Source organism: Leifsonia sp. RAF41 (assembly GCF_052114085.1).
Taxonomy (GTDB): domain Bacteria; phylum Actinomycetota; class Actinomycetes; order Actinomycetales; family Microbacteriaceae; genus Leifsonia.
The window spans coordinates 428,522-441,295 of the sequence record NZ_JBFREB010000001.1 but is presented as its reverse complement, the minus strand read 5'-3'; the positions used below and the strand labels follow the sequence as shown (position 1 = coordinate 441,295).

The following is a 12,774-nucleotide window of genomic DNA, read 5'->3' as shown; positions in this document are numbered from 1 at the left end:
CGAACCGGGCCGCACCCGGAGGCGTCCGGAATCAGGGTGCGCTCAGGGGTTCACCCGATATCCGCCGAGTCCGGGCGCCGCCAGGATGAAGGACATGTCACAGAACGATTCGACCCGGCCGGTGGGGACCCCCGGCAACCCCTACGGCGGCCCGCAGACCGGATTCGCCGGCCGAGGCACGCGGTTCTTCGACTGGATGCGCGGGCTCGGCGTGGTGCGCGCCGACGGCTGGCTCGGCGGCGTGTCGGCGGGGATCGCCTACCGTCTCGGCATCGACCCGCTCATCGTGCGCGGCATCATCGTGGTGGCGGGCATCCTCGGAGCCCCGGTGCTGCTGCTCTACGCGGCAGCCTGGGCGCTCCTCCCCGACCGCGACGGCCGCATCCACCTGCAGAGCCTGTTCGAGGGCGACTTCGAGCCGCCCATCGTGGCCATCGGGGTCATGCTGCTGCTGTCGCTGCTGCCCTGGACGAGCGGGCTCTGGTGGGCCCACGGGGCGTTCTGGGACGCCTCGGCCTGGGGTGATGTGATCGGCCGCGTGGTGTGGACGCTCGTGGTCGTCGGCGCCGTGGTGGCGCTCATCGTCGTTGCCGTGAGGAACTCGGACACCCGGGGAGCGGGTGCACAGGCGCAGGGGGCGTGGGCGACGACGGCCGCGACGACGGCGGGTTCGCCCGCTGAGACCCGCTCTGCTGCAGGGACCTCGCAGGCCGCGAGATCGGGGGATGCGGCACCTGCGGCCGATCCGGCAGATCCGGACGCGGGCGCGCCCACGGCGAGCGCAGGCACACCCGCCTCGCCGACCGTCTCCGCGCCGGACCCGGTGCAGCTCGACATCGCCGCCGAGCCGACGCCGCCTCCCGCCCTTCAGCAGGGTGCGTCGACGGAGGAGCTCGCGGACTGGCAGCAGCGGCAGTCGCAGTGGCGGGCCGACCACGCGGCATGGAAGCAGCGCCTCGCCGCCGACATGCGGGCCGTGAAGGCGCAGCGCTCCGCGGAGCTCCGTGGCCAGGTGGCGGTGGCCACCGCGGAAGCCGCCGCACGCCGCGAGGCATACCGGGCGGCGAACCCTCGGGTCGGCGCAGCCGTCGGTTGGCTCACGGTCGGTCTGGCGCTGATCGCCGGGTCGCTGGTGGCCATCATCTGGCCGCAACTGGCGGACGTCGCACGCTACACCACCGCCGCGGGACTCTCTGCGGCGACCCTCGTCGTCGGCGTCGCCGTGCTGGTCGCCGGGCTCGCCCGTCGCCGCAGCGGCTTCCTCATCTTCCTCGGGATCCTGCTGGCCGTTCTCACGGGCGCGGCACTGTTCCTGGCGGGCGACGGCTTCGCCGGCGTACGCATCACGACCGAGGGCCTCCCGGTCCTCCTCCAGTACTGAGATCCGACAAGGAGCAATGGATATGACCGAGCCGCTGAACATGGCCCACCCGACGCCCGTCATCCCGACCGCCTCGCCGGCGGGAGGCGCGCCGATCCGCTGGGGAGGAGTGGTGTGGGGCGTGCTGCTCACCGTCTTCGCGACCGTGACTCTGTACATCGTGGCGTCTCCGGAGCGTGCGGCCGACGCGGGAACCTGGCTCACCTCCCTCACGCCCGGCTCGGCCTGGGCGCTGGGCGCGGCCCTCCTCGGATTGATCATCGTCGTATCGGCACTCTTGGGCGGGATCCGTGCGTCGCAGCGCAGGCGGGTGCGTCCGGGCGCCTGATTCCGTCCACAGCGGCCGTCAGATGGGTGTTGTCCACTGATTTGTGCCGCACGGGACCGGGCGTCGGGCGTCCCTGAGACGATGGCTCCATGACCACAGCAAGCGACGCCCTCCTCCGCCTCCGAGCCCTCGTCGGGCGACCGGATGCGGAGTTCCACGACGGGCAGCTGGAGGCCATCACCGCTCTGGTCGAAGATCACCGGCGTGCACTGGTGGTGCAACGGACGGGATGGGGCAAGTCGGCTGTGTACTTCGTGGCCACCATGCTGCTCCGGGCACGCGGGGCCGGCCCGACCATCCTCGTCTCGCCGCTGCTCGCCCTCATGCGCGACCAAGTCGCGGCCGCCGAACGCGCCGGGGTGCGGGCCGTCAGCATCAACTCCGCGAACCGTCACGAGTGGGATGATGTGGCCGCCCGCCTGCGCGACGACTCGGTCGATGTGCTGCTGGTCTCTCCGGAACGGCTGAACAATCCCGAGTTCCGCGATACGCAGCTTCCCGCCCTCGTGGAGCGCAGCGGACTGCTGGTGGTCGATGAGGCGCACTGCATCTCTGACTGGGGTCACGACTTCCGTCCCGACTACCGGCGTTTGCGCGACCTCATCGCCCTTCTACCGAACGGCGTGCCGGTGCTTGCGACGACCGCCACCGCCAACGAACGCGTCGTCGCCGACGTGGTGGAGCAGCTCGGCGCGGGCCGAGAGGGCGACGTACTGACGATCCGGGGGCCGCTCGCTCGCCGCTCGCTGCGGCTAGGCGTCCTCCCACTACCCGACGCCACCACCCGCCTCGCGTGGCTCGCCGGCCATCTGGCAGACCTTCCGGGGAGCGGCATCGTCTACACGCTGACCGTCTCCGCGGCCGAGGACACCGCTCGGGTCCTTCGTCGCGCCGGCCACGAGGCGCACGCGTACACCGGACAGACCGACACGGCGGAGCGAGAAGACCTCGAGGGGCGGTTGAAGCGCAACGAGGTGAAGGCGCTGGTCGCGACCAGCGCGCTCGGAATGGGGTTCGACAAACCCGACCTCGGTTTCGTGGTGCACCTCGGTGCTCCGTCGTCCCCGGTGGCGTACTACCAGCAGGTCGGCCGCGCCGGCCGCGCCACGGAGAACGCAGACGTGCTGCTCCTTCCCGGTCCGGAGGACCGCGCCATCTGGCAGTACTTTGCAACGGCGTCGATGCCGTCCCGCGAGAAGGCATCGGCGGTGCTGGAGGCGCTCGGTGACCAGGCGCAATCGACCCGCGTGCTGGAGAGCCGGGTCGACCTGCGGGCGTCGACTCTCGAACTGCTGCTGAAGGTCCTCGACGTCGACGGCGCGGTGCGACGTGTGAGCGGCGGTTGGGTCGCGACCGGCGCGCCCTGGGAGTACGACGAGGAGCGCTACGCCCGGATCGCCGCGGCGCGTGAGGCCGAACAGCTGTCGATGCTGGAGTACGAGTCGACGACCGGATGCCGCATGGAGTTCCTGCAGCGGGCCCTTGACGATCCCGCCGCTGGGCCGTGTGGCCGATGCGACAACTGCGCAGGGGTCTGGTACCCCGCCGAGGTAGACGGAGCGACCGCAGGCGAGGTGGGCTCGCTGCTCGACCGCGTCGGAGTGGAAATCGAGCCCCGCAAGCTCTGGCCCACGGGAGCCGATCGGCTCGGGGTGGCCGTCAAGGGAAAGCTGCGTCCCGAGCAGCAGTTGCAGCCCGGACGGGCGCTCGCGCGCCTCACCGATCTCGGCTGGGGTGGGCGGCTGCGCGAGTTGCTCGCCGACGGGGCGGCCGACCAGCCGGTACCGCCGGCCGTGCTGGACGCGTGCGTCCGGGTCCTGGCCGACTGGGATTGGGCAGCTCGCCCTGGAGCAGTGGCCGCCATGCCGTCACGACGTCGGCCGGTGTTCGTGGAGTCGCTCGCGCGAGGGCTCGCGAACGTCGGCCGGCTGCCATTCGCGGGGACCCTCGCCTGGCGCGGCGGACCGCCGTCCGGCGCACCAGGAGGCAACAGCGCGTTCCGGCTGGCGTCAGTCTGGGACCGTTTTTCCGCGGATCAGCTGGAGGTACCCGCCGGCGCCCCCGTGCTCCTCGTCGATGATCTCGTCGACAGTCGCTGGACTGTCACCGTCGCCGGACAGGAACTCCTGCGGGCCGGTGCCTCGGCCGTGCTGCCGTTCGCCGCGGCCGTGCGCAGCTGACGGGAGCGCTGGCGATGCACCGAGCCTCGCAGATGTCAGATGAAGTCGCCCCCACCGAAGTCGCCCCCGCCACCGAAGTCGCCCCCGCCGAAGCCGCCCCAGTCGCCACCGCCACCGCCGCCACTCCAGTCACCGCCGCCCCAGCCACCGGCGTCGCCGCCGGACGGGTCGCCGCCGCCACCGTCCCAGCCGGCCGCGTCCACAGAGCCGCCATCGCCGGAGGCGTTCTCGACACCGGTGTCGCCGCCTTGGCCCCCATCACCCGAGCCGCCATCGCCGCCCTGGTCATTGGAGTTCTGGTTGTCGCCGTTCTGGTTGTCGCCGTTCTGGTTGTCGCTGTTCTGGTTGTCGCCGTTCTGGTCGCCGGAGCCGCCGTCCGCCTGATTGTCTCCGGGCGACGGCAGGAAGGCGCTGACCAGGGCCGAGCCGATCACATAACCCGCGACACTTCCGAGAAGCGAGCTGGCGAACATGCTCCCGAAGCCCATCCCGCCGTAACCGGCACCACGAGGGCCGCCGCCGCCGAGCGCACGCTCGAGCGTGCCGGGCTGACGAAGTTCGGACCTGGTGGCGGACTGGGCGAGGGAGCGCGGGTCGTCGCCGCGCGGTTGCTCGCCGGCCGGCGCAGCCTCGCTGAGCTGCTGGAACAGCAGCCGGCGCTGGTCCGGAGACAGTTTGGCGAACGCCTCCTCGTGGACCTGCTCGATGGTCTCGGGCGGAGCCGTCCGCAGAAGGTAGCGGTAGCGCTCGACCGCGATCTCGTCCTCGCTGCGGGCCGGGCCGGGCGCACCGGTGCCCTGCGCGCTGGCGCCCTGCGCGCCGCCGCCCGGCGGCGGGTAGGCGGCGTTCTGCGGCGTCTCACTGCCGGCCGGGCGCGGTTCTTCGCGTCCAAGCAGGCGGTCGAGGAATCCCATGTCGTTCCCTTCGCTCCGTGTCGACGCGATCGCGCATCGGTGGCCTCAGCCTATGGAGCCCGGGGTGAGAATACTCTCAGAGTCCGCAGGGCGTCAGCCGTGGGCGGGATGCGAGCCAGCCGTCAGAGTGACAGTCCGACCAGAACGGGTTCGGCCTGGAGCACGACACCGAATTCGGCCTGCACACGCGACTGGATGAAATCGGCCAGTTGCACGACGTCCGCGGCCGTCGCTCCCCCCCGATTGACGATGGCCAGCGTGTGCTTCGACGAGATGGCCGCGCCCGAGCCGGGCAGCGCGAAACCGCGCCGGATGCCGGCGTTCTCGATCAGCCACGCCGCGCTGAGCTTGACCGTGTACTGGCTCGTCGCGAGCGGTGGCACATCCAGGGGGTTCAGCCCGTACGGGGGGAGGCTGATCACCGCATCGGGCTCCGGCGGCTGCTGCGCCCACCGCGGGGCATTCGCCGGGAGCGACCGGGCGAAGCTTTCCGAGACGATCGGGTTGGTGAAGAACGAGCCGGAGCTCACGGAATCCGGGTCGGCCGGGTCCAGCACCATGCCCTTCGACGACCTGAGGGCGAGCACAGCACGCCGGAGTTCGGCAACGGGAACGCGCGAGCCGAGCGAGACGCCGAGAGCGTCTGCGAGTTGCGCGTATGCCACCGGCGCGCTCAGCGGAGCGCCGACGTCACCGGGGACCGTCCCGTCGGCGAGCTCGAGGTCGACGGACAGCACGACTCCCCTTCGGCCCTGCTTCAGAACGGACGTCCGATACCCGAGACCCAACTCCTCGCGGGTGAGGTACATCACGTCGCCGGAGGCATCATCGAAGAATTCGACGCCGACCAGGGCGGACTCCAGCTCCTGGCCGTACGCGCCGATGTTCTGCACGGGCGCCGCGCCGGTCGAGCCGGGGATGCCGGACAGCGCCTCCACGCCGGACCACCCGTTACGGACGGTCAAGGCGACCAGCTCGTCCCACGGCTCACCCGCCTGGACGCGGATGCGGATCCGCCCGTCCGCAGCCGAGAGCCTCTCGACCCCGCGCGTGCGGATATGGATGACCGTCCCGCCGAAACCCTCGTCGCTGGCGACCGTGTTCGAGCCGCCGCCGACGAGCAACCACTCCTCACCGGAGGCGCGTGCGTCACGGACGGCGTCGATGAGGGCGTCGCGATCGTCCGCGGCGACGAAGTCCGCTGGGACGCCGCCGACACGGATGGTGGTGAGATCGGCCAGGGCCGGGATTCGGTCGGTCATGCGAAGCGGACGCGGACCTGCGCCTTGCCCAGCACTGTCTCGCCGCCGAAGGTGGTCGTCAGGTCGATGCGGGCGACGCGGGCCTCCGCGTCCAGCTGGCCCACCTTCGCCGAGACGGTCACGGTCGCGCCCTCCGACGGGTCGACCACGACAGGCCGGGTGAACCGCACCTGATAATCCCCGACGAGGGCGGGATCGCCCGCCCAGTCGACGACCGGCTGCACGGCGAGGCCCATGGTCAGCATCCCGTGGGCGATCACGCCCGGGAGACCGACCGAGGCGGCGACATCGTCGCGGTAGTGGATGGGGTTGAAGTCGCCGGAGGCCCCGGCGTAGCGGACCAGGGAGTCACGGCTCAGCTCGAACGTGCGCTCGGCGACCACGTCGCCGACGCTCAGCGCATCGAAGTTCGGCGCATCGAAGTTCGGCGCGGTGTCACGGGATGCCATCACTCGTCTCCTCGAACGACCAGGGTGGATGTGGCGGTCACCACGTGGGCGCCGTCCGCGTCGACGATCGTCGACTCGGCGGTCACCATCGAGTGCGGGCCCAGCGACTTGACGGAGCTGACGCGGAGCGTCGCCGTCAGTTCGTCGCCGGCGAACACGGGCCGGCTGAAGGTGAAGCGCTGGTCGCCGTGGACGACCCGGCTGAAGTCGATGCCGGCGTCCGGCTCGGAGAGCAACTGCGCGAGCGTCGACTCCTGCACCACCACGGGGAACGTGGGCGGCGCGACCAGATCGGGGTGGCCGGCGGCGCGCGCCGCGTCGACGTCGAAGTTGATCGGATCGGTGGCGAAGACGGCCCGCGCGAACTCGCGCACCTTCTCGCGCCCCACGAGGTACGGCCGGGTCGGCGGGAACTCCCGCCCCTGCAGCTCTGGATTCACTGGCACCCGACGATTCTAACGACCGGCCCTCCACGGCGCCCGGACGACAGAAGACCCCGGAGGCCAGTGGCCTCCGGGGTCTTCGTGCTCGGTGCTAGCGCCTTACTGGCAGCTGTCGCACTGCAGCAGGTCCATGGGGTCGACGGGAACCGAGTAGCCGCCAACGCTGTCGTTTTCGTAGTCCATGATGGCCTCCCCTAGAAGTCTTGGTGAACCGCGTTCCTGCGGTGTTCACCCACTATATAACCCTAATGACACGATTGTCATTCCACTACATGTTGTGTTTTGGGAGTTTTTTCTAACTACCCCCAAGAGTAGGGGCGACCACCGACATTGACAGCTCGCATGGACTCTGAAGTCCCACTCACCATTGATGCCATTTCTCGCGCCTCACCTGCTCAAAAGCCCTGCATTCACGCAGTTGATACCGCGAGGTCGGCGGCTTGCGCCTGGGGCGCACTGTCCACGCCGATCACGCAGACGGTCCGCACCTCGGCGTGTCGCTGGTTCATGTCCTACTGGACGTCACGGCCGGACGGGGGCGCGATCTCTCCAGAGCCGCGAATGACCAGGTCCACCTGGGAGACCAGGTCCGCGGCCTCATGAGTTGATTCCGAGGCGCGATTCTCGAGTCTCTGGAACATGCGCTCCGCGGCGATCGTTCCGATTCGTGCCGGATGCTGTGCGATGACCGTGATGCCGGGATCGAGAAGGTCTCCCAGCTCGATCTCGTCGAAGCCGACCAGCGCGACCTCGTGCTGGCGGCCCAGCTTGCGGAGGGCGCGAACGACGCCGACAGTGATCAGGTTCTGGCTGCTGAAGATCGCTGTCGGCGGCCGCGGCGAGCTGAGGAGGTTTTGCACGACCGCTTCTGCCGCTGACGACGTCGTCACGTCGTCGACGACGGTGCAGAGGCTTTCGTCGACCTCGAATTCGTCGATGGCGCTGAGAAAACCGGCTTTGCGCTGCTGTGCGGTCCAGATTCCGGTCTTGTCGAAGATCCCTGCGATCCGGCGGTGGCCGCGGCTGAGCAGATGACGCGTGCCCATCGCCGCCCCGCCGAAGTTGTCCGAGCGCACGACGTCTGCGATGTAGTCGGAAGGTTCCCGGTCGATGAAGACAACGGGCACCTTCTCGGGAAGGAGTTCCGAGAGATACGCCTGGCTGCCGGTCGAGCACGTGAGGATGAGCCCGTCCACCTTGCGACGCAGGAAGTTCTCGACCGCGGAGACTTCGCGAACGGGATCCTCGTCGAGGCTCGACGCGAGCACGGCGACACCGTGTTGCGCCGCCACGTCCTCGATGGCCCGATGAATCGTCGCCGCGAAGGGATTGTCGACGCTTCCGAGCAGCAGCCCGATCGACTTGGTGCGGGCATGCGCGCGCCGCAGGTTGCTCGCGAGGCTGTCCGGCTCCCACTGCAACTGTGCGATGACGGCGCGTACGCGCTCCCCCGTAGCCGGAGCCACATTGGGTTCGTTGTTGATGACGCGGGACACGGTCTTGATCCCGACGCCCGCCTCGCGGGCGACGTCACGAATCGTCACTCGCCGGGCCGCGGTTGGCCGGGCGCCCGATAACGATGTCATAACGCCCCGTCTCTAGCCGTCGAACCGAGTCTAGCGAAATGTCTTCGCGTATGTCATCATGACCGATGACACCGTTGTCAGGGCATCAGGCCCTCCGACAGAAAGGGGCCAAGAAGATGCCCACCCGATTCCCGCGCCGATCGCGCAAGGCCGCCCTCACCTCGCTCGCCATGGCAGCCGCCCTCGCCGCGACCATGACCGCATGTTCCTCGGGGGCAGGCGGTGGCTCCACCGCAGGCCCGAATGATGAGGTCGGCGTTTCCCTGATCGTCAAGACCACCAGCAACCCGTACTTCGTCGCCATGGAGACCGCCGCAAAAGCGGACGCGAAGAAGAACAACGTGAAGCTGACCCTGGCCGCCGGCAAGAAGGACGGCGACACGGACACCCAGATCCAGGCGATCGAGAACGCGATCTCTCGCGGTGACAAGGGAATCCTGATCACTCCCAACGGTCCCGCCGTCAACAACGAGATCGGCAAGGCGCGCCACGCCGGCCTCTACGTGATCGCGCTGGACACGCCCCCGAACCCCGCTGACACGGTCGACATCACCTATGCGACCGACAACTTCGCTGCCGGTAAGTCCATCGGCGCGTGGACGGCGGACACTCTAGGCGGCAAGAAGGCCGTCATCGCGATGGTCGATCTCTTCTCCGACCAGATCGTCTCCGTCGACGTCGACCGCGACCACGGCTTCCTCTCCGGCATGGGTATCGATGTCGGCGACAAGAGCAAGAACGGCGGAGAGGACCCGACCGGCTCGTACACCGGCGGCAAGGGTGGCGAATACGAGATCGTCGGCCATCAGGCCTCGCAGGGTGCCGAAGACGGCGGCCGCACGGCGATGGAGACACTGCTCTCCAAGAACCCGAACATCAACGTCGTCTACACGATCAACGAACCGGCCGCGTACGGCGCGTACCAGGCCCTCAAGGCCGCAGGCAAGCAGGACAGCGTGACGATCGTCAGCATCGACGGCGGCTGCACCGGTGTCGGCTACGTGAAGGACGGCATCCTGGGCGCCACCGCGCAGCAGTACCCGTCGAAGATGGCCTCGCTGGGCATGGAAGCGATCGCGAAGATCGCGCGGGGCGGCGAGAAGCAGGGCGCTCCCAGCGGAGCGCCCTCCCCGACGGCTACACACATCACTGGAGTGCCATCGTGACTAATCCGAACACCACTACATCCCCACCGACATCATCACTGAATCTCGCCGACGAGTTCATCAACCGGCAGACACCGCTGATGCGAGTGCGCGAGGTCCTGCACCGCTATCCCGCGATCAGCCCGGCGATCGTCCTCGTCATCTCGATCATCGTCTTCGGGATCATCAATCCGCGCTTCCTCGCACCGACCAACCTTTCCCTGATCACCCAGCAGGTGGCAGTGATCGGAACGCTGGCAGTCGCCGAGACCCTGGTGATCCTCACCGCGGGCATCGACCTTTCCGTCGGAGCAGCAATGGTCCTCAGCTCCATCGTGATGGGCAACGCTGCAGTGGGGCTGGGCGTTCCCGGGATCGTCGCGCTGCTGCTCGGCCTTATTACGGGACTCGCAACCGGACTCATCAACGGTCTGCTGGTGACTCGGCTGAACCTGCCACCGTTCATCGTCACCCTGGGAACCCTGAGCGTCTTCACCGCCCTGACGTTGCTCATCTCGAACGGCGCAACGGTCCAAGGAACCTCCATGCCCGGTCTTCTCACCTGGACCGGCCTGACTCTCAGAGTCTTCGGTGTGGACATCACCTACGGCGTGTTGCTCATGATCCTGCTCTACGTCGTCATGGGTTTCGCCCTCGCTCGCACCGCTTGGGGACGCCACGTCTACGCCGTGGGCGATGACAAGGAAGCGGCCCGCCTGACCGGTATCCGGGTCAGCAGAGTCCTTCTCAGCGTCTACCTCGTGGCCGGAGTCGTCGTGGCACTGACCGCGTGGATCCAGATCGGCAGAGACTACGGCTCCAGCCCCAATGCCGCCGTCGACGCGAACCTCAACGCCATCACCGCCGTGGTCATCGGCGGCACCAGCCTCTTCGGCGGGCGCGGCAATATCTGGGGCACCCTCCTCGGTGCGTTGATCGTCGGCGTGTTCCGCAACGGGCTCGCTCTCGCCGGTCTGGATGTGCTCTACCAGACGCTCGCGGTCGGAGTCCTCGTCATCGTCGCTGTGTCCATCGACCAGTGGATCCGAAAGGTACGAAAGTGAACACGACCATCACCGAAACCCGCACGCCGATCCTGTCGGCTCGCCGCCTGGTCAAGACCTACGGTCATGTCGTCGGACTCGATGGAGTCAGCCTTGAACTGTTCGAAGGTGAAGTCCTCGCCATCATCGGCGACAACGGCGCCGGCAAGACGACACTGATCAAGTGCCTCACCGGGGCGGAGGTCCCGGACGAGGGAGAGATCCGGCTGGACGGGGAGGTCGTGCACTTCCGCCGCCCGCAGGACGCACGCGAAGCCGGCATCGAGACGGTCTACCAGTCGCTGGCCGTGTCGCCCGCTCTCGACGTCGCCGCCAACATGTACCTCGGCCGTGAACTCCGCCGCCCCGGCTTCCTCGGTTCGGTGCTGCGCATGGTCGACACCAAGACCATGAGGCAGCGCGCGCGAGCAGAGCTGACCGAGCTGGGGATCTCGACACTTCAGGACGTCGCCGTCCCCATCGAGAACCTCTCCGGCGGCCAGCGTCAGGCCGTCGCCGTGGCCCGAGCAGCCGCTTTCGGTTCCAAGGTGGTGGTGCTGGACGAGCCGACGGCCGCCCTCGGCGTGCGCGAATCCCGCCAGGTGCTCGACCTGATCAAACGACTGCGCGACAAGGGGATCCCCGTGATCCTCATCAGCCACAACATGCCTCACGTGTTCGAAGTGGCCGACCGGATCCACATTCAGCGGCTCGGCAAGCGAGCGGCCACCATCACCCCGCAATCCCACTCCATGACGGACGCGGTGGCGATCATGACGGGAGCGCAGAAGGAGTGAGCGGGGCCCGATTCCTCTCGGCGGAAATCGACGCCCTCCCCGGTGCGGAAGACGCCATCGCCACTCTGCTGATCGACTACGGCGTGCAGGTTCGGGCGGAGCGTGGCAACCGGCGATTCGAGGTCTTCACCCTGGCGGGCCGCAGAGACAGGTTCTTCGTGTACGAGGAGTACGAGTCCACTGCCGCGTTTCAGGCTCACGAATCAGCTGACTACTGCGCCCGCTTCAATCAGCGACTCGAGCCGCTGGCGGTGGGCGGACGATCGCGGCTGACCTGGCTGGAGCCAGTCGAGTGAGGACTGCTGCGGCGGCACGCGTCTTCGTCGTCGGCGAGTCTCTCGTCGACGTGGTCGAGCGAGAGGGGGTCCGCACTGCACATCCCGGGGGGAGCCCGCTCAACGTCGCGTTCGGACTGGCCCGCCTCGGTCTCTCGACGACGTTCCTGACGACCTGGGGGGACGATGACAACGGCCGCATGCTCGCAGCGCATTTGGCGACGGCAGGCGTAGACACGATCGTCGAGCGTGCCGAAGGCGGCACATCCGTCGCCACGGCCGAGGTCGGTGCGAACGGAACCGCTCGGTACGTTTTCGACCTCGATTGGGCTCTTCGGGCGATCGCTGCACCGACCACCGCCGTCTTCCACACCGGCTCGCTCGGCGCCCTCCTCGAGCCTGGCGCTACGGCCGTGAGACGACTAGTCGATGGCCTGCACCCGGATACCGTCGTCACCTTCGACCCCAATGTTCGTTCCGCCCTCATGCCGGATCGGCAGCCCACCCTCGACATGGTCGGCTGGTACAGCGAGCACGCGCACCTGGTGAAACTCAGCGACGAGGATGCTGCATGGCTGTTTCCCGGCATGAATCACCGCGCCGTCCTGGATTGGATCGTGGATCACGGGGCGGCTGTGGCGGTGCTCACCCTGGGCGAACGAGGGAGCATCCTCCGCTCTCGCATGTCCGAACTGCGGGTCGAAGCACCGGCCACTTCGGTGGTCGACACCATCGGCGCTGGGGACGCGTACATGGCCGGACTGATCGCCGGCGCCGTGTTCGCCGAGGCGCTACCGGAAATGAGAACCCGCGAAGTAACCGAAGATGCCCTCCGATCGATGGGCGAAATCGCCTCGAGAGTGGCGTCGCTGACCGTGGCGAGAGCGGGTGCGATGCCCCCCACCTGGGACGAGATCGAGCGCGTCGGACGCGGAGCGCCTCAGAGGGAATTCACCACGAACGCACGATGA

General features: G+C 68.5%; 13 protein-coding genes. 8 read left to right on the top strand and 5 right to left on the bottom strand.

Annotation, left to right across the window (positions count from 1 at the left end; translation table 11 throughout):
* The first annotated feature begins 94 nt into the window (after positions 1-94).
* The 3 genes from AB4Y74_RS02165 (at position 95) to AB4Y74_RS02155 (ending at position 3,889) form a co-directional block, all read left to right on the top strand.
* Positions 95-1,381: a PspC domain-containing protein gene (locus AB4Y74_RS02165; protein WP_441797481.1), complete on the top strand. Its 1,287-nt coding sequence runs from the start codon at positions 95-97 to the stop codon at positions 1,379-1,381.
* Positions 1,382-1,403: 22 nt separating this feature from the next.
* Complete coding sequence (locus AB4Y74_RS02160) at positions 1,404-1,709, top strand: hypothetical protein (protein ID WP_441797480.1); 306 nt, start codon at positions 1,404-1,406, stop codon at positions 1,707-1,709.
* An 89-nt stretch (positions 1,710-1,798) separates the two neighbouring features.
* Positions 1,799-3,889 carry a RecQ family ATP-dependent DNA helicase gene (locus AB4Y74_RS02155; RefSeq protein ID WP_441797479.1) on the top strand — a complete coding sequence of 697 codons (2,091 nt, stop codon included), beginning with the start codon at positions 1,799-1,801 and terminating at the stop codon, positions 3,887-3,889.
* A 35-nt stretch (positions 3,890-3,924) separates the two neighbouring features.
* Here the strand turns inward: AB4Y74_RS02155 and AB4Y74_RS02150 are convergent, their stop codons facing one another.
* The 5 genes from AB4Y74_RS02150 to AB4Y74_RS02130 all read right to left on the bottom strand — a co-directional run bounded on the left by AB4Y74_RS02150 (position 3,925) and on the right by AB4Y74_RS02130 (position 8,501).
* Positions 3,925-4,803, bottom strand: coding sequence for a hypothetical protein (locus AB4Y74_RS02150; protein WP_441797478.1), 879 nt, complete (start codon positions 4,801-4,803; stop codon positions 3,925-3,927).
* 122 nt (positions 4,804-4,925) lie between these two features.
* Positions 4,926-6,065 carry a UDP-N-acetylmuramate dehydrogenase gene (locus AB4Y74_RS02145; protein WP_441797477.1) on the bottom strand — a complete coding sequence of 380 codons (1,140 nt, stop codon included), beginning with the start codon at positions 6,063-6,065 and terminating at the stop codon, positions 4,926-4,928.
* A complete protein-coding gene (locus AB4Y74_RS02140) occupies positions 6,062-6,514 on the bottom strand; it encodes a MaoC family dehydratase (protein ID WP_441797476.1) in 453 nt (150 codons plus the stop codon). Before AB4Y74_RS02140 ends, AB4Y74_RS02145 begins: the two co-directional genes overlap by 4 nt.
* Positions 6,514-6,960, bottom strand: coding sequence for an FAS1-like dehydratase domain-containing protein (locus tag AB4Y74_RS02135; protein ID WP_441797475.1), 447 nt, complete (start codon positions 6,958-6,960; stop codon positions 6,514-6,516). The genes AB4Y74_RS02140 and AB4Y74_RS02135 overlap by 1 nt, the downstream gene beginning before the upstream one ends.
* Positions 6,961-7,469: 509 nt before the next feature.
* Positions 7,470-8,501, bottom strand: a complete 1,032-nt coding sequence (locus AB4Y74_RS02130; protein ID WP_441797474.1) for a LacI family DNA-binding transcriptional regulator — start codon at positions 8,499-8,501, stop codon at positions 7,470-7,472.
* A 158-nt stretch (positions 8,502-8,659) separates the two neighbouring features.
* Here AB4Y74_RS02130 and AB4Y74_RS02125 point away from each other — a divergent pair, with 158 nt between their 5' ends.
* The 5 genes from AB4Y74_RS02125 to AB4Y74_RS02105 are packed head-to-tail and all read left to right on the top strand — an operon-like array spanning position 8,660 to position 12,774.
* A complete protein-coding gene (locus tag AB4Y74_RS02125) occupies positions 8,660-9,709 on the top strand; it encodes a substrate-binding domain-containing protein (RefSeq protein WP_441797473.1) in 1,050 nt (349 codons plus the stop codon).
* Entirely contained in the window at positions 9,706-10,752 is a 1,047-nt protein-coding gene (locus tag AB4Y74_RS02120; protein WP_441797472.1) for an ABC transporter permease, read from the top strand. Before AB4Y74_RS02125 ends, AB4Y74_RS02120 begins: the two co-directional genes overlap by 4 nt.
* The gene (locus tag AB4Y74_RS02115) at positions 10,749-11,528 is read left to right on the top strand and encodes an ATP-binding cassette domain-containing protein (protein WP_441797471.1); all 780 of its coding nucleotides are present in this window, start codon (positions 10,749-10,751) and stop codon (positions 11,526-11,528) included. Before AB4Y74_RS02120 ends, AB4Y74_RS02115 begins: the two co-directional genes overlap by 4 nt.
* Positions 11,525-11,824, top strand: a complete 300-nt coding sequence (locus AB4Y74_RS02110; protein WP_441797470.1) for a putative quinol monooxygenase — start codon at positions 11,525-11,527, stop codon at positions 11,822-11,824. Before AB4Y74_RS02115 ends, AB4Y74_RS02110 begins: the two co-directional genes overlap by 4 nt.
* Positions 11,821-12,774, top strand: a complete 954-nt coding sequence (locus AB4Y74_RS02105) for a carbohydrate kinase family protein (protein ID WP_441797469.1) — start codon at positions 11,821-11,823, stop codon at positions 12,772-12,774. The genes AB4Y74_RS02110 and AB4Y74_RS02105 overlap by 4 nt, the downstream gene beginning before the upstream one ends.

Excerpts from the sequence above, each read along its gene's own strand:
- AB4Y74_RS02165 (WP_441797481.1), top strand. The coding sequence starts at position 95 with ATGTCACAGAACGATTCGACCCGGCCGGTGGGGACCCCCGGCAACCCC.
- AB4Y74_RS02160 (WP_441797480.1), top strand. The coding sequence starts at position 1,404 with ATGACCGAGCCGCTGAACATGGCCCACCCGACGCCCGTCATCCCGACC.
- AB4Y74_RS02155 (WP_441797479.1), top strand. The coding sequence starts at position 1,799 with ATGACCACAGCAAGCGACGCCCTCCTCCGCCTCCGAGCCCTCGTCGGG.
- AB4Y74_RS02150 (WP_441797478.1), bottom strand. The coding sequence starts at position 4,803 with ATGGGATTCCTCGACCGCCTGCTTGGACGCGAAGAACCGCGCCCGGCC.
- AB4Y74_RS02145 (WP_441797477.1), bottom strand. The coding sequence starts at position 6,065 with ATGACCGACCGAATCCCGGCCCTGGCCGATCTCACCACCATCCGTGTC.
- AB4Y74_RS02140 (WP_441797476.1), bottom strand. The coding sequence starts at position 6,514 with ATGGCATCCCGTGACACCGCGCCGAACTTCGATGCGCCGAACTTCGAT.
- AB4Y74_RS02125 (WP_441797473.1), top strand. The coding sequence starts at position 8,660 with ATGCCCACCCGATTCCCGCGCCGATCGCGCAAGGCCGCCCTCACCTCG.